General features: G+C 51.1%; 11 protein-coding genes. 8 read left to right on the top strand and 3 right to left on the bottom strand.

The features are described from left to right. Positions 1-94 precede the first annotated feature (94 nt). The 3 genes from C8N47_RS14630 to C8N47_RS14620 form a co-directional block, all read right to left on the bottom strand. The gene (locus tag C8N47_RS14630) at positions 95-985 is read right to left on the bottom strand and encodes a tetratricopeptide repeat protein (protein ID WP_107823318.1); all 891 of its coding nucleotides are present in this window, start codon (positions 983-985) and stop codon (positions 95-97) included. Between the two features lie 154 nt (positions 986-1139). Next, positions 1140-2306 (bottom strand): glycoside hydrolase family 43 protein, encoded by a 1167-nt coding sequence (locus tag C8N47_RS14625; RefSeq protein ID WP_107823317.1) that lies wholly within the window; start codon positions 2304-2306, stop codon positions 1140-1142. 181 nt (positions 2307-2487) lie between these two features. Next, positions 2488-6645, bottom strand: a complete 4158-nt coding sequence (locus C8N47_RS14620; RefSeq protein ID WP_107823316.1) for a hybrid sensor histidine kinase/response regulator transcription factor — start codon at positions 6643-6645, stop codon at positions 2488-2490. A gap of 353 nt (positions 6646-6998) precedes the next feature. Between C8N47_RS14620 and C8N47_RS14615 the strand changes: the two genes are divergently transcribed. The 8 genes from C8N47_RS14615 to C8N47_RS14580 all read left to right on the top strand — a co-directional run bounded on the left by C8N47_RS14615 (position 6999) and on the right by C8N47_RS14580 (position 22723). Beyond that, the gene (locus tag C8N47_RS14615; protein ID WP_107823315.1) at positions 6999-7919 is read left to right on the top strand and encodes a glycoside hydrolase family 16 protein; all 921 of its coding nucleotides are present in this window, start codon (positions 6999-7001) and stop codon (positions 7917-7919) included. 150 nt (positions 7920-8069) lie between these two features. Then, positions 8070-11198: a SusC/RagA family TonB-linked outer membrane protein gene (locus tag C8N47_RS14610; protein WP_107823314.1), complete on the top strand. Its 3129-nt coding sequence runs from the start codon at positions 8070-8072 to the stop codon at positions 11196-11198. A gap of 24 nt (positions 11199-11222) precedes the next feature. Next, the gene (locus C8N47_RS14605; RefSeq protein WP_107823313.1) at positions 11223-13109 is read left to right on the top strand and encodes a RagB/SusD family nutrient uptake outer membrane protein; all 1887 of its coding nucleotides are present in this window, start codon (positions 11223-11225) and stop codon (positions 13107-13109) included. Between the two features lie 32 nt (positions 13110-13141). Continuing rightward, a complete protein-coding gene (locus tag C8N47_RS14600) occupies positions 13142-16138 on the top strand; it encodes a SusC/RagA family TonB-linked outer membrane protein (protein ID WP_107823312.1) in 2997 nt (998 codons plus the stop codon). Positions 16139-16157: 19 nt separating this feature from the next. Further along, positions 16158-17843, top strand: a complete 1686-nt coding sequence (locus C8N47_RS14595; RefSeq protein ID WP_107823311.1) for a RagB/SusD family nutrient uptake outer membrane protein — start codon at positions 16158-16160, stop codon at positions 17841-17843. Positions 17844-17862: 19 nt separating this feature from the next. Continuing rightward, a complete protein-coding gene (locus C8N47_RS14590) occupies positions 17863-18735 on the top strand; it encodes a discoidin domain-containing protein (RefSeq protein ID WP_107823310.1) in 873 nt (290 codons plus the stop codon). A gap of 117 nt (positions 18736-18852) precedes the next feature. Next, the gene (locus C8N47_RS14585; protein ID WP_245915724.1) at positions 18853-20001 is read left to right on the top strand and encodes a glycoside hydrolase family 88/105 protein; all 1149 of its coding nucleotides are present in this window, start codon (positions 18853-18855) and stop codon (positions 19999-20001) included. A 679-nt stretch (positions 20002-20680) separates the two neighbouring features. Next, positions 20681-22723: a DUF2264 domain-containing protein gene (locus C8N47_RS14580; protein ID WP_107823309.1), complete on the top strand. Its 2043-nt coding sequence runs from the start codon at positions 20681-20683 to the stop codon at positions 22721-22723. Positions 22724-23803: the final 1080 nt, after the last annotated feature.

Here is a 23803-nt window from a genome sequence, read left to right as displayed (position 1 = left end):
AGCCGGCAACAGCTTCAGTTCACAGCCCGACACACAAAAGGCTGCTCAACCCATTGGTTAAACAGCCTCTTGTCTGTTCATAAGCGCATGCCCCCTAGTTCATCCGCTTCTTCATCTGCTCGGCTTTATCTTCTTTAAATTGCTTCTTATACAACTTATAAAGCGACCCGATTAACAGTTGATCCTTCGGATATTCCTGCAGCGACTCTTCCAGTATCACCCGGGCCGATTCGTAGCCTTTATTAATTTGCTCCAGGCGTTCGCGGGTGCCCACATAAGATTCCAGGTTGGCCTTGTTGGCTTTTTTAGCAGCCTCGTAACGGGCAACTTCCGCTTCGTTGGCAGCATCAGTCTTTTCGAACATGGTTACGCCCAGCATCTTTTTCGAACGTTTATCGCCGGGAAACTGCTCCTGCATAGCCTGAAAAACGGCGATTGCCTCGTCGTATTTTTGAGTGCGCTCCAGGCTGAAACCATACAAATACTGGTAGTTTTTCTTTCCGGGAACAGCCTCGTTAACCGTCTTAAAACTTTCCACCGCCTTGGCGTACTGCGCCGTATTGAAATACAGATAAGCCAGCTTTTTGTCGAACTCGATCGCTTCTTCGGGCAGTTTTTCTTTTCCCGCAAGCAGTATTTTTTCGGCCTTCACCGGATCCTTCAACCCATAATAAGTATCAGCCAGCAAACGAGCCGTGCGCCCGTAGTTGTAATTCAGGGCCAGTGCTTCTTCCAGCAGCGGCTTCGCCTTATCGTACTGATCCAGCTTGGCATAGTTCATCCCGGCCCGATAGACGCAAGCCGTATCCAACATATCTTGCGCCTGATAGGCAGCATGGGCTTCTTCAAACAACCGGGCTGCATCGGCATACTGTTCCTGCGATTCGGCGCTGATCGCGTCACTTTTTAAAACATCGGCATTTTGCGCCTTTGCGCATACAACCAGCAGCAGAAGGCTTAGAATGGATAAAATCGTTTTTTTCATTGCTTATTCTTTTTGTAATTGAGTTAGTCGTATTTGGCGTTACAAGATACTCGAAATTCGGAAGCCTGAAAAACCGGCCGTCCACAAAACAATCGGGCCGTTCGCGTAGAGCCCTCAATTTAGAACCGTTCTCAATTAACAGAAACCTCCGCCATTAATCGATGAAGACCGACAAATCCCACGCGTCGTGCCAGCGAATAACAGGAAGGTCGTTTTCAAATTGAATGGGCAGCCAGATATAACGTCCATCAATCGGATTTTTCGGTGTCCAGCGGTCGCCCATGTAGATGAACGCATCTTTTTTGCCTTGTACCGGCACAATGTAAGTGCTTTGCGAATGAAAGGTTAGCCCGGCATCAGCGCCAACACAGGGATTTCCGAGCGCTTCCCAGGGGCCCCAAATCGAGCTGGCGCGGAACAGACGTGCCGCGTTGGGCTCCCAGCCGGTACATCCCGAGGCCATCAGATAGTAGGTTCCGTTGTGTTTGAAAAGCGCCGGTGCTTCGTTGTGCCCCGCCGGAAAGATGCGGCTGTATTTCCCGGTGAAGCCCTGGTAGTCGTCCGTCAGCTCCGAGATGTGCAGGGTCAGGTTATCTTCCGATGAGTGAATATGGTAAGCTTTGCAGTCGTCATCGACAAACAACTGCATATCGCGCGACATCTGTCCGCCCTCCAGATCACGCTGCAGAAACAAACCTTCATCGATGGCCTGGTACCACTCGGGCGTCCACCATTCCAGCTTGTCGGCATATTTCTTCGTTTTCAGCTCATCCGGATAGCCAAGCGGCCACTGTCCCTGATTGGGGCGTAAAGATTTCACAAAAGTGTAGGGGCCTGTCACCCGATCGGCAACAGCCACAGCCGTTCGTGCCGCAGCATAGCCCTGCCCTTTTAACTCAAGGTGAAACCATAGCACAAACTTGCCGGTCTGCTGGTTGTAAATCACTTTGGGGCGTTCAATCACGCAGCCTTTTTCAATATCCGATCCCGGCTGGTCGGAAACCTCCAGGGCAATGCCTTCGTTTTGCCAGTTGTACAGGTCGGTTGACGAATAACAGCTCACCCCAAACTGGGCGGTATTACCTGCCACGCCGGCAGTTTTAAACTCGCCAAACCAGTAATAAGTATTGTTGAAGAATAAAATACCGCCACCATGGGCGTTGATGTGTACACTGTCGGTATCGAGCCACAGCTCGCCGGGTTTAAAACCGGTGTTTTTAGCCTGCTTAGCCGTTCCCGGCGAACAGCTGCCCAGCAATACAGCTGCTGCAACAGCCCCTAAAAAATGCAAAAATCCTGTTAATCCTTGTTTTCGCTTCATGCTTGAGTTGAAATTAATCGGTTGTCGAATCGTATTTCCATTTATTGGAGCCCAAACATACGCTGCTGCCGGCGCGATTGCTGGCAGAAATTTAAAAGTTAATGGTACAAAATCGAACTTCGGGGCATAATCCGCCCACCAGGCACAAAGCCCTCATTCAACACCCGGTAAAGCACTTAGCTTACGACTTGTCGCCAACATCCACGGGAAGGCCTTTTTCCATATACTCCCGCGGGGTACACCCATAAAACTCCTTAAAGCAGCGCGTAAAATACGAGGGACTGGAGAAACCAACCATGTAAATAATTTCGGAGATATTCCGTTTTTTCTGCACCAACAGGCCGGCGGCCGTTTTTAGCCGCTGCGTGCGGATGAACTCTTTGGCCGTTTGACCGGTCAGCGCCTTGATTTTCCGGTACAGCTGGTTGGAGCTCATCTTCAGGGCCTGGCTAAACGCCTCAACATCAAAATTCGGATCGTCCAGATTTTGCTGGATCGCTTCAACGGCATCCTTCAAAAAGATTTCATCCAGCGATGATAATTCCTCCGTTTCGGGCTCCAGAATCTGCTCGGTCCGCAAGCGATCCTGCAGTTGCTTTTGGGCTGAAAGGATGTTGTTGATCTTCAACTTGAGCGAAACCAGGTTGAAGGGCTTATAAATGTAATCGACAGCCCCCAGCTTCAAGCCCTTTATTTCATCGTCCTGCATGGTCTTGGCCGTCAGGAAAACCAGCGGTATGTGCGACAGGTTAATATCCTGCCGGGCAATTTGGCAGAACTCAAATCCATCCATTTCGGGCATCATGATGTCGGACAAAATGAGATCGGGCAGCTGTTCGCGCGCTTTCTCCAATCCTTCTTTTCCGTTAAAAGCGGTGATTACCCGGTAGTCGGCAGCCAGGCCCGTTGCTAAAAAGTCGTTCAGGTCGGCATCATCTTCAATCACCAAAATCAGTTGTTTGCCCGCTGCCGCTTTGGCTGATAGCGAAAGGCTTACAGATTCCCCGGCCGTCTCCTCCTCTGCATCAGCCGGCAAGCTGTTGATCGTCTCATGCTGCAAGGCATTGGCCAGCAATTCCGGATTAACCGGGATTTCAACCCTGAAACAACTCCCTTTGCCGGGTTCACTAGCAACGCTGATGGTACCGCCATGCTGCTCAACCAGCGCTTTGGCCAGGAACAAACCAATACCGCCCGTACTTTGCGTGCGCCGCTGGTGCACCTGATAGAAGCGCTCGAAGATCTTGTCCAGATACTCGGGCGGGATACCGATTCCGCTGTCTTCCACCTCCAGCACCAGCGTTTGCAGCACTTCACCTTCCGGAGCCCTCAACCTTGCGCTCACCACAATTTTACTGTTGTCGTTCGAGTATTTAAAGGCATTCGAAATCAGGTTGAAAATAACTTTCTCAAGCTTATCCGGATCAACATAAGCCACAATCGACTCCGGATCAACATTCAGACTAAAATGAATGCGCCGCGAGTCGGCCATGGGTTTGAAAAAAGCATAAACCTCGCTCAGCATCTGATCAACATTGCAGGGTTGGGCATATAGTTTTTCATCCACCCCCTTTTCAATCTTCCGAAACTCCATCAGCTGATTGACCAGTCGCAGCAACTTGTAGGCACTGTTTTTAATCAGCTCGGCTTGCTTGGCGGCGTAAGCATTCAGACTTTTGTCGGCCGTAAGCTCGCGGGCAGGCCCCAGAATCAAAGTCAAAGGTGTTTTCAGCTCATGGGTAATATCGGTGAAGAAGAAGGACTTCAGCTCATTCAGGCGGGCCATCTCCTGGTTTCTCATTTGCTCAAACTTGAGTTCACTTTTCACCTGCGCCCGGATAAAGGTGTACTTGCTGAAGAAATAGAGCAGGCCGCCAACTGCTGCCAGGTACACCAGGTAAGCCCAGATGCTCTTCCACCAGGGTGGCGAAACCAGCAACACCAGCGCGGCTTCCTGTTCGCTCCACTGGCCATCGCTGTTTTTGGCTTTCACGCGCAGCGTATAGCTCCCGGACGGCAGGTTAGTGTAGGTAGCCGTATTTTGAGCACCTACCTGATTCCACTGATTGTCAAAACCTTCCAGCTTGTACTGGTATTCATTCTTTTGGGGATTTTTGTAATCCATGGCCGAAAACTCGGCAGTGATCATCTTATCGCGGTACGACAATTCCAGCTGCGACGTGTAAGGGATACTTTGCAATATGCCCATTCGCTTTTGCAATTCCCGGTTCTCGTCAACCGGCTGGTTAAGCACCTTGAAACTGGTAATAACAACCTTCGGCGGACGGGCATTCTTAACGATGCTATCGGGTGAAAAGCTTAAGAATCCATTTTGGGCATCGAGCACAAACTGGCCGGTCGCCAGCTGCAAACTGGAATTTCGCGCCAACATCAGATTTTCATAATCGCGCGAAAAATACTGGCCAACGACCTCTTCGTTGCCCATATTCATCTTTATAAACCCCCGATACATACGCACCCACAGATTACCGCTGCCATCCTCAAAAAGGTTGGTCACAATTTCGTTGCTCAGATAGGCCTTATCGGGAAATCCCCGAAACTGAACCGGCGATTTCTCGTCCCCATCCGAAGCTATTAAAGCTTTGTTCAAGCCCGAGTTGGTGCCAACCCACAGGCCACCGGAGCTGTCTTCAAAGATCGCATTAATCACATTATCATTCAACGAATTGCTATCCTCAACTGAATAAAAATACGACTCGAAATGCTCGATTTGCGGATCATAACAGTTTAAGCCATCCTGCGTGCCAATCCATAGTTTTCCGGCCGCGTCTTCGTACAATGTGCGGATATTGTTGTCGGACAAGGAGCCGTTTGCAGCCTTGAAATTTTCACTGACAAATTGCCCCTTTCCCGTTTTGCGGAGCCTGGTGATCCCGCTCTGAAGGGTTCCCAGCCAAATTGTTCCGGGATAGGCCTTGCTCAAGACAATACTGCAAACCTTGTCCCCCGCAATCGGGCTTCTGCTCTGATGATTGAAGTACTGTGCCTTCGCCGGATCGAGCAGACCATCGCTGTTGTATGGATAAAAGATCAAACCGGCATCTTCGGTGCCAATCCACAAACCGGCGGAGTCGGCCGCCAGGTCCAGCACCGAGCTGGCGCCAACCTTGCCCCCTGCCAGGGGATAACCCAACGAGCCATATTTTTTTCGAAACAGGTATTCTTTTTGATGGCGCCGGTATTGAAAAACCGTATTGCCTGAAGCAACAAACAGCTGCTCACCACGCCCGGCAAAGCAACGCACGGGGCCATTTCCGGGCAACTGCCCCGACTCAGCAGGCAAGCGATAGCGATCCACACCGCGCTCGGTAATGGAGGCACGATCGATAGTAGCTCCGCCCACCCACAGCAAACCACTGGCATCAACCCAGAGGGCCGAAATACTGGCAGATGAGAGGCTGGCGGAATTTTCAAGTTCGGCCTGATAAGCAATCATCCGGGCCTCGGTCGGCGCCAACTGCTGCTGATCGGCCCGCAACAGGCGCAGGCCATCATTCCAGGTACCAATCCACAGATTGTGAAACTGGTCGTAATAAAGCTTGGAGACCACTCCGCCTGGCTGCCCATCGCCTGAAGCACTGAGGCTGAAGTTGGTAAAATGCAGCTGCTGTCCTTCGTCAAGTACCCTTATCCGGTCAAGACCACCGCCCCAGGTACCTGCCCACAAGCAGCCATCGGCCGACTCGGTGATTTGCGTAACAACCGAATTGCTAATGGAGTTGCCCGATGCCTGGTGTATAAAGCGGTCAAACGAATCGTTCTCCGCCGACTTGCGCAGCAGACCATAGTAGGTGGCCACCCATAAAATGCCGCGACTATCAATCATGACATCGCTCACAATATCGGCGGCCAGGAAGTGAACCTTCTCGCCGCTTTCGGGATTTAAGCGGTACAAGCCCCCTCCCCAGGTGCCAATCCAAATCGCTCCGGACGGATCTTCGCAAAGGGAAAGTATGCGATTACGAAATTCGTAGTTTTTAAAGACGCCGGTCTCCGGATCTAGCCGGCTCAACCCAACGGAGGTACCAATCCAGATCGCGCCATTCTTGCCTTCCATCAGCGCCACAATCTCGCGGTTGGCTACCGACACCGAGTCGTGAAATCCCGGCTGATAGTTGATGCAGTTATATCCATCGTAACGGTTCAAGCCATTCCAGGTGCCCACCCAGATAAAGCCCTTTCGATCCTGAATAATGGTATTGGCCCGGCTGTTGGTAAACCCGTCCTGCATGCCCAGATGAGCAAAATGAATTTCATTCTGAGCAGGACTTATAATCGCCACTATGGCAAACAGAAATGACAAAAATAAACGGTTCATGGCTTCCTGGCTTAGGTTTGATACAACAGTTAAACTTCGAAAAAGTAATCGAATTATTTATCACTGCAAAAATAGCGCAATCCGCCTCGTAAAGTATGCTTTTTCTGCACCAGCCCTCCACAACAACTATACACAACTCTTTTCAAACAACTTACAACGACCAAAAAGAGGTCAATCATCAAATTTCACAAGCGAAGGAATCGAATAATTGATAGCCTTTATCGAATAATTAGCACTCCTGGCAAATCCGTATCAGTATAAATCGAATTCATTCTATCCCCCGCCATCTGAAATACCCACATTTGTTTGTGCCTCTGACATGAGGACAATCATTCGACTAAACTTTTGAGATCATGTTATCCAAACTGAACCAAACTGTAATTCGCATTCAAAAACAAATTAGGCTGACAGCCCCCTTGCTGCTTTGCTGCGGGCTTCCCATTTGCGCTACTGCCAACTGCATGCAAAACGTGCAAACCGATCCGATTCCCCGCCACAAAGAAGGACTAACACTGGTTTGGAATGACGAGTTTGACCATATCGGCACCCCCGATCCGGCCAACTGGAACTACGAATACGGATTTGTCCGCAACCAGGAATTACAATGGTACCAACCCGATAATGCGCGATGCGAAAACGGCACACTAATTATTGAAGGCCGCCAGCAAAAAATTGCCAACCCCTCCTACAGTCCAACAGCGCACGACTGGCGCAACAGCCGCGAGTACGCCCACTACAGTTCATCGTGCCTGATCACCAAAGGGCTGCACGAGTGGCCTGCCGGCGGCTATTATGAAGTGCGCGCAAAGATTGACCCCCGAAGCGGCTCGTGGCCGGCCATCTGGCTGCTGGGAACCGATGGCGAATGGCCCGATAACGGCGAAATCGATATGATGGAATTTTACCGAATCAATGACGAGCCTCATATTCTGGCCAATGTAGCCTGGGGAACGGCCCAACGCTACCAAGCAGCCTGGGACAGCGTGACCAAAAAGCTGAGCGATTTTACAAGCCGCGATCCCCAGTGGGCCGACCAATTCCATATCTGGGCCATGAAATGGGACAGCAACAGCATCCGCCTGTATCTGGATGGCGAGCTGCTGAACGAAACCGACCTGACCAAAACGCGAAATGCCGACAGCCGCAATCCGTTTGTCGACCCGCAAAAATTTTACCTGCTGCTCAACCTGGCCATCGGCGCCAATGGCGGAACCCCCATCGACTCGGGCTTCCCCCTGCGCTACGAGGTCGATTATGTTCGTGTATATCAGTAATACCAAGATCAATTAAACCAACGCATCAGATACGAATTACGAAAGCTCTCACAGAATTTTAAACAATAAATAAATCATCTCTAATCTATGAAACAAAGATGCACAAGGAGTAGCTTCCGAATGAGAAGCAACGCAAAATCCTTGCTCCGCATGACTTTTCTGAGTCTATGGGTCATGGGAGTAAGTTCGATGTCGTCTTGGGCTGCCGAAAAGAATACCGGCAACAGGTATGAGCAGAAGCCCTCAGCCTCCAGCCAAACGGCTCAAAACCTGACAAGCCAGAATCAACAAAAACGAACGATTCGTGGTAAAGTAGTCGACCAAACCAAGGTTGGCGTCCCCGGAGCAACCGTCACCATTAAGGGAACGACGATCGGGGCAGTTACCGACATTGACGGGAACTACAACCTGTCGATTCCCGATAATGGCGGAACCCTGGTTGTGTCATTTGTTGGCTACAGCACGCAGGAAATCGAGATTGGCTCGCAGACCGTTATTAATGTCAGTCTGGAAGAATCGACGATCGGTATCGGCGAAGTGGTTGCTGTGGCCTACGGGACACAGAAAAAAGTAACCATCACCGGGGCAATCTCGGCCATGACCGGCGACGACCTGTTAAAAACCCCGACCGGATCAGTAGCCAACGCACTGTCGGGCGCAGTCACCGGTTTATCATCGGTTCAGTATTCAGGGGAACCGGGTGCCGATGCGGCCGACATCTATATCCGCGGGGTGGCAACTTCAAACGGCACCAGCCCGTTGATTCAGGTCGACGGTGTTGAGCGCGACTTCAACTCAATCGACCCCAACGAAATTGAAAGTATTACCGTTTTGAAAGATGCTTCGGCAACAGCGGTATTTGGGGTGCGTGGTGCCAACGGCGTTATCTTAATTACCACCAAACGCGGTACCGAAGGGCAGGCAAAAATCAACTTCTCAACGTCGGTTGGGGTGCAGGTGCCAACCAAACTGCTGGAGTTTGCCAACAGCTACCAATACGCCAGCTTCTATAACGAAGCACAACAAAACGATGGCGTATCGACCGATGCCTTAAGATACCAACCTGAAGTGCTGGAAGCCTTCCGCACCCACTCCAACCCGATCCTCTACCCGGATATGGACTGGATGGACTACTTGCTAAAAGATGGCGCCATGCAGTCGCAACACAACGTAAGCATCTCGGGAGGTGTTGAAAAGGTTCGCTATTTTGTATCGATAGGTGCCTACACACAGGAAGGGCTTTTCAAAACCTTCGACGTAGGCTACAACTTCAACTTCGATTATAAACGCTACAACTACCGGGCGAACCTCGACTTCGATTTAACCAATTCGACCCTGCTGTCGGTAAACCTTGGTGGTAACACATCAACCCGCACAACGCCCATCTCAAACGAAGATCAAAATCAGTTGTTTCGCCAGCTGTACTGGGCAACGCCCTTTGGTGGAGCCGGTATTATTGATGGAAAACGTATTGTGAGCAACCCCGACTATATCCCCGGCGTGGGAACCGATGGTTTAAGTCCTTACTACGGCAAAGGTTATAATCGCCGCAATGTGAATGACCTGAACGTTGACATCGCCTTACGTCAAAAACTCGATTTTGTAACCAAAGGGCTGTCTTTCAAAATGAAAGGAGCATACAACAGTAGTTACACACAGCTTAAATCACGTAGTTCATCAATTGCCTATTACACACCGGTTGAGACAAATGGCACCATCGAATACCGCAAGAGCGGCGACGACGGCGAACTGGGATATGGCGAAAGCTATTCGCAGGGACGGAACTGGTATGCTGAAACCAGTTTGAACTACGACCGGAAATTCGGCGACCATACCATCGGTGCTCTCGCCCTTTACACCCAATCGAAAACCTATTATCCGGCATCCTATACCGATATTCCTTCGGGTTATGTAGGCTTGGTTGGTCGTGTAACCTACGACTATAAAACCCGCTACATGGCCGAGTTTAACGTGGGTTATAACGGATCCGAAAACTTTGCTCCGGGCAAACGCTACGGCTTCTTCCCGGCCGGCTCGCTGGGCTGGGTAGTTACCGAAGAAAACTTCATGGCCAATGTAAAACACATCGTCAACTACATGAAGCTTCGTGCTTCGTACGGGATTGTTGGTAACGACAAATTCGGCAACAGCCGCTTCCTGTATATCCCCGACTCGTACGTACTTGGCGGCAGTGGCTACAACTTTGGGACCAACGTAGGTTCGAGCCAGTCGGGAGCTTACGAAGCAGCCAAATCCAACCCATTGGTAACCTGGGAGAAAGCCCACAAACAAAACTACGGAATTGACCTGGCCTTCCTTCGCGAACGTTTTAAACTGTCGGTGGATGTTTTCAAAGAACATCGCGAAGACATTCTGTTACGCTCCGAAACGGTTCCCGGTATTGTTGGAGTAACCTTGCCGGTGATTAACCTGGGAGTTGTGGACAATCATGGTTATGAAGTATCGATGAAATGGAATGACAACGTCGGCAAAGATTTCCGCTACTGGGTCAATGGCAATTTCTCCTTTGCACGCAACAAAATCATCGAGCAGGGCGAAGTACAGCCCAACGAAAACTATATGTGGGAAACGGGTCGTCCGCTGGGATCGAACATCATCCGTAAATTCTGGGGATTTTATGACGACACCGCCAACGAACGCTACAAAAAACAATACGGGATTGACATTGCCGAACATGCCGGCGGACTGGAACCCGGCGATGTGGTGTATGTTGACCTGAACAAAGACGGAATTATCGACTCGGACGATATCACCAAAGCTGGCTACACCGACGTTCCCGAATATGTTGTCGGAATGCAAGTGGGCTTCGAGTGGAAGAACTTCGATTTCAGCTCGCAATGGACCGGCGCTTTCAACACCAGCCGTTTGCTGCAGGAAACCTTCCGCGAACCTCTGGGCGATACCAACGGTAAAGGACTCTTGCTTTACCAGTACGAACAACGGTGGACACCCGAAACGGCAGCAACAGCCAAATTGCCTCGGGCAACACTGGCCCACAAAACCAACAACTACCAAAGTTCAGACCTGTTCCTGGTTAATTCAAACTATGTTCGTCTGAAAAACGTTGAAATCGGTTACAAAATGAACTTCCCGTTACTCAAACGTGCCGGTGTCGAAAATTGCCGCATCTACCTGAACGGATACAACTTGTTGACTTTCTCGAAATTCAAGTTGGGCGACCCCGAATCAAGAACCAGTTCGCGCCCCCAATATCCGCTTACCCGTGTGTTCAACCTCGGTTTGAAGGTTGGCTTTTAATTGTAAACCATGACGCTAATAAATATGAAAAAAATAAAAATATTTTGTGCTGCCATCCTGCTGGGAGGTATTGCTCTGACATCCTGCGTGGATGACTTCGCAGTGGGCGACTCATTCCTGGAAAAACAACCGGGGGTAGACGTCACCCAGGACACCATCTTCAATAGTGCCGAATATGCCCGTCGTTTTTTGTGGAACGACTACAGCAAATTATACTACGGGCTGCCAATTTACTGGAACAGCATTGACAATAAAATGAACATGGGCATGTTCGAGACCCTTTCCGACTGCTGGCACAGCCACCTAAGCTGGGATGGTGTGAACCGCCACTACTACTCGGGCAGCTACAGCGCCGGAACCGAAAGCGGAAGCGATACCCGCTTTGGCTACACTAACGAAGAAACCTGGGAGGCCATTCGCCAAAGCTGGATCTTCATCGAAAATGTAGATCGCGTACCCGATATGGATGAAGCCGAGAAAAAACGACTGAAGGCTGAAGCCAAAGTCATTATTGCCTCCCGCTATTTCGACATGTTCCGCCACTACGGAGGACTTCCCATCCTGGATCACGCCATTCAAGTGAGCAACGATGCTTCGGCTTATCAGTTTGAACGCGGAACGGTTGATGCAACCGTGACGTTCATGACCCAACTGCTGGATCAGGCTGCTGCCGACCTCCCTTGGTCGCTCGATGCTGCCGACATCTCCAACTGGGACGGGCGCTTTACACGCGCTGCTGCTATGGCGCTAAAATGCAAAGTGCTGCTGTTTGCGGCCAGCCCGCTGTTCAACGACAGTGAACCTTACTGCACCGAAGGCCCACAGGAAGCGGTTACCAACTTGCAGGTATGGTACGGAGCTTACAAACCCGAACTATGGACTGAATTATTGCAGGCCTGCGAAAGCTTCTTTACCGAGCTGAATCAAAAAGGTGTTTATGGTTTGGTGCAAGCCGCTGGAACAAGCCCCGCTGACTATCGAACAGCTTTCCGCAATGCCTACTTTACCCGTGGTAGTGGTGCAGCCAACCCCGAGATGCTGATTTCAACCCGCGTGCGCTACACCTACGGCAGCAACTGGCAGTGGAACTATTATTTTCCGCAGTCGAACATGAACGGAGCATTCACTCCAACCCAGGAATATGTTGAAATGTTCCCCATGGCCGATGGAACGCCCTTTGACTGGGATGACCCCAATGATGTGGCCAACATGTTTACGCAACGCGACCCGCGCCTCTTCGAAACCATCCTGGTGGAAGGCGCCAGCTACCAGGGACGCCAGGCTGAATTGTGGGTTGGCGGCCGCGAAGCCCGTCAAAATTCGGAACTGGAAACCGGCCAATATGCTACCGGCTATGCCAACTACAAATTCATTCTGGATTTCTCGGCCAACCTGAACAAACCCACCTTGTGGCCTTATTTGCGCCTCTCGGAAGTATACCTGATTTATGCTGAAGCCCTGTTAAAAGCCGGCAGAACCGGCGAAGCCATCAACATGGTCGACCAAGTGCGTGCCCGCGTAGGAATGGGTGGACTGGAGGCCAGTAACCCGGACAAAAACTTGTCGGATGCTGATGTACTGATGGAAGAAATCCTTCGTGAACGGGCCTGCGAACTAGGGCTGGAAGATGTTCGCCTGTTCGACCTGATCCGTAACAAACGAGCCGACTTGTTCCAAAAACAACTCCACGGTCTTCGTATTTACCGGGCCGACGGTGTACAAGACTCCTGGTCCGACAAAGACGCCTCAACACGCGGTCCGCGTCCAACGGAATTTACCTACAGCAAATTCGAGTTAACAAATGCCAAAAGAGCCTGGTGGACCAGCTTCAGCCCCAAATGGTATCTAGCGGCCTTCCCGCCGGTTGAGGTGAACAAAGGTTACGGCCTGACTCAAAATCCGGGATGGTAAACCAGGGTGTAAATCATTAAAAACAGATTAGTATGCTTACAAGATACAAGATTATAGTTTTAGCCACGTTTATGCTCCTAGGCATAAACGCCTGGTCTCAGAACCTGAGTGCCTCAGGCCAGGTAACCGACCGCTATGGCAACCCGGTGTCGGGCGCCTTAGTTGTTTCGACGGCAGACCCTGCGATTAAGGTATATACCGACAAAGCAGGAAAATTTCAATTGTTCGTCACGGCCAACGATCAGCTGCGAATTGTGACTTCCGACAATAGTACGAAAGTGATTCCGGTAGACACCGAAAACGCAATGAGTATAAAAATGGACTTGGCTTCCGAGTCAGTCGACCGCGGCTTCGGTATCCGTCAAACAGTGGCCGAATCAACGGCAGCCATCTCCAAAAGCTCTTCGCAGGATGTGAACAACCGCTCGGCATTCAGTATTGCCAACTCACTATACGGCAATGCTCTGGGCTTGTCGACCCTGCAAAACAGCGGCCCGGCCTGGGATCAGGAACCTTCCTTCTATATTCGCGGACTGCAAACGCTTTCCACCAATGGCATCCTGGTGCTGGTTGACGGACTGGAACGCGACATCAAGTATGTTGTTCCCGAAGAGGTTGAGTCCGTGTCGGTATTGCGCGATGCGGCGGCGGTGGCTCTTTACGGCTACCGGGGTATTAACGGGGTGCTTTCCATTAAAACCATTCGCGGAAAATACAAAACCAACGATGTAAACGTGAGTTTCGATCACGGTTTTAAAACGCAAACCCGGATGCCGGAGATGGTGGATTCCTATACCTACGCTCAGGCTGTTAACGAGGCCTTAGCCAACGATGGTGAAGCGGCCCGTTATTCACAGGATGAGCTGAATGCCTTTCAAAGTGGCAACTATCCGGACCTGTACCCCAATATCGATTGGTTTAACGAAGTGTTCCGCGACAACGGTATGTCGAACATTTACAATGTTAACTTCCGTGGTGGGGGCCAGAAAATGCGCTATTTCACCATGTTTAACCTACAGGGCAACCAAGGCTTCTTTGATAATGCCGAAATGAATGACGGCTATTCAACACAGGAAAAATTCTCGAAAGGTAACATTCGCACAAACCTGGATATCGATCTGACATCAACCACACAAGTTCAGGTAAACCTGATGGGGGTGCTGAACGAATTCTCGCGCCCGGGACTTGGCTCGGACAATATCATGTCGAATCTCTACAACACGCCTTCGGCAGCTTTCCCGATTAAAACAGCCGACGGAATATGGGGCGGGAATGCCACCTGGGGAGGAAGCAACCCCGTTGCATTGTCGCAAGCCCGAGGTTACTCCAAAGGACATACCCGCGCCTTGTATGCCGACGTGAAGTTAACACAGGACTTAAAAGAAATCCTGGAAGGCTTAAGTGCTTCGGTACGATTGGGCTACGATAATATTGCCGCCTACTGGGAAGGGCACAACAAAGATTTCGCCTACGCCAGCGATGCGGTAACTGATTGGCAGGACGGTGTGCCGGTGGCCACAAGCCGCTACTCGGCAGGTGCCGACAGTGAACTCGGCTTCAGCAATAAACTCGACTGGCAAAACCGCCACATGAATTTCATTGCCAATGCAGACTATCAACGTTCACTCGGCAAGAACAAACTCTTTGGTTCCTTAATCTATTCCTTCGAGAATATGAATAAAAACAACCAAAACAATACCTACTACCGCCAAAATGTAGCGCTTTACGGGCACTATGCGTACGACAGCCGCTATATTGCCGATATTGCCCTGGTGGCTTCAGCATCCAACAAACTGGCGCCGGGTAGCCGTTGGGGATATTCGCCAACAGTTTCGGCAGCATGGGTGCTCTCTAACGAGGACTTCCTGAAAGATGCCCGTCAAGTTGACTTCCTGAAACTAAGAGCTTCATGGGGGATTATCAACACCGACAATATCCCGGCCGAAGACTACTGGGAACAAAGCTTTGGTGGCGGCGGCGGCTACAACCTGGGAAACAACTACAGCTGGTACGGAGGTACTGCCGAAGGTCGGTTGGCCAGCATGAATTCATCGCGCGAAAAAGCCATCAAATACAACCTGGGGCTTGATGCCGGCCTGTTTGGCGGGCTTACAGCAAGCGTTGACGGATTCTACGAAAAACGGAAAGACATCTGGGTGTCAGCCGGTGGTGCCAACTCGGCCGTACTGGGTGTTAGCTCGGCTTATGTGAATGCCGGCGTGGTGGACAGCTGGGGCTTTGAAGCGGGCGCCAATTACACCAAACAATGGGGTGACCTGAAAGTGGACCTGGGCGCCAAATTCACCTTAGCGAAAAACGAGGTGAAAGAAAAGCTGGAAGAACCCCGGGCTTACGACTACCTGCGCGAAACGGGCAACCCGGTGAACCAGATCTTTGGCCTGCAGGCAATTGGCTACTTTATCGACGAAGCCGACATTGCCAATAGCCCGGCACAACAGTTTAGCGAGGTGAAAGCCGGCGACATTAAGTACAAGGATCAGAACAACGATGGCATCATCAACGACTACGACGCCATCCCGATGGGCTACAACAGCACCGTTCCCGAAATTTATTACTCCTTCAACGTTGGTGTTGAATACAAAGGATTTGGTGTAAGCGCTCTGTTTCAGGGAGCTGAAAACTATACGGCTGTATTAAACACCAGCAGCATGTACTGGCCCCTGATCAACAACACCAACATCTCGCAGAACTATTACGACAACCGTTGGACTCCGGAAACACCTTTTGCCAAGTATCCGCGCCTGACCGCTCAAAGCAACGACAACAACTTCCGGACAAACTCAATCTGGCTGGCCGACCGCTCCTTCCTGAAACTGAGAAACGCTGAAGTGTATTACAAGTTTTCATCCTCATTATTGTCGAAACTGAGAATGAAATCAGCCAAAGTGTATGTGCGCGGTGTTGACCTGTTCTCGATCGATCAAATCGACCTGTCGGATCCCGAATCAGTAGGTATTGCCTACCCAATGACTCGCTCGTTTAACCTTGGCCTGGCCGTTGGATTTTAATTATTAAATATTGACAATCATGAAACTAAAAAATATACTCGTTACATTAAGCTTGCTGGCTGCATTCTCCGCTTGTACCGAAGAAATGGACTACAACGAGTTTGTCAGCTACGATGAAGAACAGATTTTTGCGAGCTTCGACCGGACCCAAAGCTTTGTAACCAATGTTTACAGCTACCTGGACTACGACTTCGGCAACTTTGGCGGAGGAATGCTGGCGTCGGCCAGCGACGAGGCTGACTATGTCTGGAAATCGTCGAACGTACACGACTTTTACAATGGCGCCTGGAGTCCCAGTAACCCCAAGGCTGATATCTGGAACAACAGCTATGCGGGCATCCGCGCAGCCAACTTTTACCTGACTGCATCGCAGGGGCACACCTACGACGACTTCAAATTCAATCAGGACTACAACGATCAGATGGATCGCTTCAACCGCTACCAGTACGAGGTTCGTTTCCTAAGGGCTTACTTCTACTTCAACCTGGTACGCCAATACGGCGATGTACCTTTGATAACTGAGGTGCTGACTGCTGATGAAGCGAACAGCCTGAGCAGAACGGCTGCCAGCGATGTGTTCGACTTCATCGCCACTGAATGCGATGCCATTGCCAACGAGCTGCCGGCTTCCTATCAGGATTTACCTTACACCGAAACCGGCCGGGTAACGCGACTGGCGGTGCTGTCCCTAAAAGCGCGCAGCCTGCTGTACCGCGCAAGTCCCTTGTTTAACACCAGCAACAATGCCCAATATTGGAAAGATGCTGCCCTGGCTAACAAAGCCGTGATCGACAGCTGTGCACATTACGGCAAAAGCCTGGGTGCCTACACCGCTCTGTGGGGAACCGAAAACTACAATGCCTCGGAAGTAATCTTTGCCCGCCGCATCGGCGACCTGAATTGGCTGGAATCAAACAACTTTCCGGTTGGCGTTGAAGGGGGAAGCTCCGGTAACTGCCCGACGCAAACCTTGGTTGATGCCTACGAAATGAAAGCAACCGGAAAACGCTGGAACGAGGAAGGTAGCGGCTACAATGCCGCCGAACCTTACGAAGGTCGCGACCCGCGCTTTGAAATGACCATTGCTAAAAACGGCGACACGGGTTGGCCTTCGTATAACAGCAACGAGCTGCAAACTTATGTGGGTGGCCTAAACGGAGCACCTCTGTCGGGAGCAACCACTACTGGTTACTACCTGAAAAAGTATTTGGACAGTTCGGTTGACTTACGTCCCAATACCAGCAACAGCAAACGTCACTCGTGGATTACCTACCGCTTGGGCGAGTTTTACCTGAACTACGCCGAGGCTGCGTTCAACTATCTGGGATCGGCCGATGCCACCGATGGCGAATTAACCCTGTCGGCTGTGGATGCTGTGAATGTAATTCGCCAACGCACCGGCGTAAACATGCCCGCCCTGGAAACAGGCTTGAGCAATGCGGACTTTGAAACGAAATATAAAAACGAGCGGATGGTCGAACTGGCCTTCGAAGGTCATCGTTTTTGGGATGTTCGCCGCTGGAAAGAAGGAGCACTTTTTGCACAGATCAGCTGCATGCAAATCGAGAAAAACAGCGACGACAGCTTCAGCTATACCCGTTACGTGAAAGAAAGAGGTTGGGACGACAAAATGTACTTCTTCCCCATACCGGATAGCGAGAGACGTAAAAACCCGAACCTAAGCCAAAACGCCGGGTGGAATTAGTAACCTTTAAATTGAAGTTATGAAAGTATTTACAAAATATGCAACCATAGCCCTCGCTGCATTGGCTTTTGCCAGTTGCGACGATAACTTTGAGCCCCTGGCCGGCAACGATACCAATGTTGCGGCTCCTTCAGCGATTCAGGCCATCTCTGCCGACTCGCTACCGGGGCAAATCATTCTGCACTGGCAGGTGCCGAGCGACTCGAACTACTACCTGCTTAAAGTGAAGTATTACGACCACTTAAGCGGGAAAGACGTCTTCCGTGTTGCTTCTGTTTATCAGGACTCGATGTTGATTGACAATACCCTGCGAAAATTCGGCAACTACGACTTCTCGTTTCAAACTTTTAACGAAGCCAACGTGGGCAGCCAAACACAAAGTTTCAGCGCCATGTCGGGCCGGGCGACAATCACCGAAACAATCTCCACGTCAACAATTCCGTTGACTGCTGATCAGCTGAGTACAAACAACCAGGAACCATCAGAAGGACCAATTGCCAACCTGCTGGATGGCGATATTTACAGTTTCTTTCACACCCGCTGGTCATCTCCGCAAATTCCGATGCCACAGTATGTGCAGATCGACCTGACGGAACCCATCGAAGATTTTCAGTTTTACTACCAAAACAGGGCCTGGTCGCAAGTAGGCCCCGAAATTTTGGAAGTACAAATCAGCAACGATGGCGAAACCTGGGAAACCATTAAAACAATCAGTGCAGGCTTACCATCGGCCGGAGGTGCCGAGTACACTTCCGAGATCTTCCGTCCCGGAAAAACCTTTACCCACTTCCGGTTCAATTGTGTGCAAACCTACGGGTCGAAGAATTACTTTAACTTAGCTGAGTTCCGGCTCTACGACGTCGACATTCAGACCTACGACCCCGAAGCATAAACGAAAACACAACACCCTAACTCGAAATGGGAGAAGTCCTTCGCGGCCGTTCTCCCATTTCTTTTAAAACCAACTAACAGAAACACAGCATCACCAATGAAAAACACCAACAAACAGATGATGAGAACCAGACAACTGCAGTTCGTGCTGCTTTTGCTGCTCTGCGGCACCATGGGCAATGCCTTTGGGCGGTCGGGCAAAAACAAGAAAGAATACCGAAAAGTATGTTCGCTGATTGAGCGGGTAAACGATCATTGGCAGGCGCAGCATCCCGATCCGGGCAATGCCTTTTGGAACCGGGCGGCCTACCACACCGGCAATATGGCGGCCTACCGCGCTACCGGCAACAAGGACTATCTGAACTATTCGCTCAGGTGGGCCGAACAGAACAACTGGAAAGGCGCACCATCCGACGACAAATCAAAATGGAAATACCACTACGGCGAGTCGGCCGATTATGTGCTGTTTGGCGACTGGCAGATCTGCTTTCAGGTGTATGCCGAGCTCTACCAGCTCGATCCCGATCCGGAAAAAATCAAACGCGCCCGCGAAGTGATGGAGTACCAGATGTCGACCGATAAAAACGACTATTGGTGGTGGGTAGATGGTTTGTATATGGTGATGCCAGTCATGACCAAGCTGCACGCCATCACCGGCAATGCCCAATACCTGGATAAGCTGTACGAGTACTATTCCTTTGCGCGCGAGCTGATGTACGATCCGGCGACCGGCTATTTTTTCCGCGATGCCAAATACATTTATCCCAAGCACCAAACCAACAGTGGCCTGAAAGACTTCTGGGCGCGCGGCAACGGCTGGATCTTTGCCGGCTTTCCGCGGGTGCTCAACGACCTGCCCGCCGATGATGAGCACCGCAGCGAGTATGTGAAAACCTTTCAACGCCTGGCTGCCGCGCTGAAACAGAGCCAACAGCCCGAAGGCTACTGGACCCGCAGCATCCTGGACCCCGCGCAAGCACCGGGCCCCGAAACCAGCGGAACAGCCTTTTTCACCTACGGCTTTTTGTGGGGCATCAACAACGGTATCCTGGATCAGGAAGAATACGGACCAGTGGTAGCCAAAAGCTGGAACTACCTGACCACCGTGGCCTTGCAGGACGACGGCCGCCTGGGCTATGTGCAGCCCATTGGCGAGCGTGCCATCCCCGGGCAGGTGATCGACAAAAACTCAACAGCCGACTTTGGGGTGGGCGCCTTCCTGTTGGCAGCCACCGAGTACCTGAAGTTTTTGGATACCAAGAAATAAACGCGAAGAACGCAAAGAAGACGGATGTTCGGATGCTCAGGTTTTCGAATTGCCGGATCACTGGATTGATAGACTTCATGGACTAACAATCCGAGAGTCCAGTGATCAGTCGGGAGACGTGAGTCGGGAGACGTGAGTCGTGAGTCGTGAGACAAGATAGCCAGGAGCACAGCGAGGGGGTTAGCAGCCTGAAAGGCTGAGCGTCCGTCATCTCTGCGGAACTCAGCGTCTTCTTTGCGCCCTCCCGAAGCAAGTTCGGGACACGTTCTGCGGTTAAAATACGAAAACGCGGAGGACGCGGAGAAGACGCAGAGAAATACCCCGGCGGGGTGAAGTGTGAAGTGTGAATCTTGAGGCTTGAGGCTTGAAGCTTGAGTTATTAGTCCTTGTTGGTTCTCCCTTTAGGGAGTCAGAGGGTAAAACAAGGACGGGCGATTTGTTGCTGGTTACTGGGTACTGGTTGCTGGTTCATCAATCAATCCTTCAATCCTTCAATCCTTCAATCAATCCAGCAGTCTGCGCTTGCGATTTCTTCCAATCGTCAATGGTAAATCGTTAAATTGTAAATTATCACTGGCTGTGACTTCTTCAATCCATCAATCCTTCAATCCTTCAACCCGTCCGAAAATCTGACTATCTTACAATCCGAACAATCATTTAAACAAAAAAATAGCACCAGATGCAAACACCAATCAAACCATTCATCACACTACTGTTGCTGATCACAGGCTGGCTCACAGCCCAGGCTTCGGCCCCTGCAGCAGCCGATAAAAACGATACAACGAATGTCTTTCAACTGGTCGACCCCGACTTTAAAACCAGCCCCTATACCGGCATGACCCGCCAGCACTGGGTGGATGCAGCGCGATACCTGCTGGAGGGCGCCTTTAGCTATGTCCACCAGCTGGACGACCCCATGCAGTTTCCCAAGCAGCCTGGCAAAAGCTACCCCCGCAACGAGGGTCAGGTACCCACCGAAAAACTCGAAGGTTTGTGCCGCACGCTGTTTGTGGCGGCTCCACTACTGCGCGAAGACCCGAGTCTGACGATCAACAATGTCCGCGTTGCCGACTACTACCGTCATCAACTTGAAAACCTGCTGGATCCCCAAAACCCGTCGTTCATCCGCCATCGTGCACCAAACGGAGGCCCCAGTCAGATCCTGGTCGAATTTGGGGCACTGGCCATCTCCCTTTTCGTGGCCCCCGACATCATCTGGGAACCACTGCCGCAAGCCCAAAAAGATCGGCTGGCAGAGCTGATGCTCAGCTATGGAGACGGCCCCACGGTAGACTCCAACTGGAAGTTCTTCAACATCTTCGTGCTCAGCTTCTTCAAGGATCAGGGCTATGCGGTCAACGACTCCTTGCTGGAAGAATACCTCCGCAAGTCGCTGCTCGACTACCGCGGCCAGGGCTGGTACAACGACCATCCGGCCTACGATTATTACAGTATGTGGGCCTATCAGCTGTACGGAATCATCTGGTCCGAAGTGTTCGGGAAAAAGTACTACCCCGACTATGCCGAGGCGTTGACGCAAAATTTTAAGGAGATGAACCAGAGCTACCCCTACCTGTTTGCCCGCGATGGTAAAATGGTGATGTGGGGCCGAAGTATCTCCTACCGCATGGGTGCCATTGCTCCCTTTGCCTTCTGGGGAATGCTCGACGAGTCGCAAGCCAACCTGGGCTGGTTACGGCATATTTCCTCCAGCACCATCCTGCAGTTTGTGCAGCATCCCGACTTCCTGAAAGACGGCGTCCCCACCCTGGGTTTTTACGGCCCTTTTGAGCCGGCCGTGCAAATTTACAGTTGCCGCGGCAGCGTGTACTGGATGGGCAAAGCCTTTCTGGGACTGCTGGTACCGAAAGACAATCCCTTTTGGACGGCTGTGGAAAATGAAGGCCCCTGGGGCACTGAAATGAAAGAAGGACAGGTTTACAATCACTTCTCCCCGGCCACCAACCTGCTGATCACCAACTACCCCAACATCGGCGCCTCCGAAATACGCTCCTGGTGCCATGAAAAAGTGGCCGACGACTGGCAGAAATTCCGCTCAACCGAAAACTACAACCGCCTGTCGTACAACAGTGCCTTCCCCTGGCAGGCCGATGGCGAAAACGGCGAGGTAGCCATGAACTACCGGTTAAAAAACCACGACGGACAATGGGAAGCCCTGCGCCTGTTCACCTTTAAAAAGTTTGACAACGAAATCTATTATCGCGATGCGGTATTGGAAACCAACGAGCAGGTACAACTTCAGCTTGCCGAAAAACCACTGCCCAACGGCATTTTGCGTGTCGACCGCAACCAGAGCAGCGAAAGCATTGCCATGCGACTGGGCCACTATGCCCTGCCCAAGCTGCACGGACAGCTAACAACGACCACCCGCAAAAAAGCTTCCTTCGAGGCTACAATCATCGACAATGGCGAGTACCAGCTGGCCATGGTTCCCCTCCACGGCTGGCAACAAGCCGAAGTGGTGGAAACCGAAGGACTGCACCCCCAGGCAGAGCACAGCAGTGTCATCAACCTGTCGGCCAATTTCGATCCGGCCAACAACGAATCCGGAATATATGCCTGCCTGATGCTGTGGAAAAAATCCGGCGAAAAATGGACCAACGATGAGCTGTTCCCGGTAAAGTCCATCACCTGCGACCCCCATGGCAAACAGGCTGTACTAACCTTCAAAAAGTCCAAACCGGTGGTGGTGAATTTTTGATGAACAGGAGGCGGGAGGCGGGAGTCTTGAGACATGAGACGTGAGTATTGAGTCGTGAGACAAGATAGCCAGGAGCACAGCGAGGGGGTTAGCAGCCTGAAAGGCTGAGCATCCGTCATCTCTATGGAAATCAGCGTCTTCTCTGCGTTCTTCGCGGTTAAAATACGAAAACGCGGAGGACGCGGAGAAGACGCAGAGAAATACCCCGGCGGGGTGAAGTGTGAGGCTTGAGGCTTGAGGCTTGAAGCTTGAAGCTTGAATTGTTAGTCCTTGTTGGTTCTCCCTTTAGGGAGTCAGAGGGTAAAACAAGGACGGGCGATTTGTTGCTGGTTGCTGGTTGCTGGTTACTGGTTACTGGTTGCTGGTTGCTGGTTACTGGTTGCTGGTTACTGGTTACTGGTTACTGGTTGCTGGTTACTGGTTGCTGGTTGCTGGTTCATCAGGCATTCATTCCTTCACATTTTTTACCACAGAGGACACTGAGGACCGCACAGAGTTCCGCAGAGCGTTTCAATTGGTTATTCGATATTGAACATTGGCTATTGAAAATTCAAAGTCAGTCGTAACAACGATTCAACAAGTCGGGGAGTTCATCTGTCCGGTAATCTAACAATCCGAGAGTCCAGTGGTCAGTCTTGAGTCGTGAGATAAGATAGCCAGGAGCACAGCGAGGGGGTTAGCAGCCCGAAAGGCTGATCATCCGTCATCTCTGTGGAAATCAGCATCTTCTCTGCGTTCTTCGCGGTTAAAATACGAAAACGCGGAGGACGCGGAGAAGACGCAGAGAAATACCCCGGCGGGGTGAAGTGTGAGGCTTGAGGCTTGAGGCTTGAGGCTTGAAGCTTGAAGCTTGAATTGTTAGTCCTTGTTGGTTCTCCCTTTAGGGAGTCAGAGGGTAAAACAAGGACGGGCGATTTGTTGCTGGTTGCTGGTTACTGGTTGCTGGTTACTGGTTGCTGGTTACTGGTTACTGGTTACTGGTTCTTCAGGCATTCATTCCTTCACATTTTTTACCACAGAGGACACTGAGGACCGCACAGAGTTCCGCAGAGCGTTTCAATTGGTTATTCGATATTGAAC

The organism is Mangrovibacterium marinum (assembly GCF_003046625.1).
GTDB classification, from domain to species: domain Bacteria; phylum Bacteroidota; class Bacteroidia; order Bacteroidales; family Prolixibacteraceae; genus Mangrovibacterium; species Mangrovibacterium marinum.
Note: the sequence above shows the minus strand (reverse complement) of the source record. Positions and strands in the feature narration are given on the sequence as shown.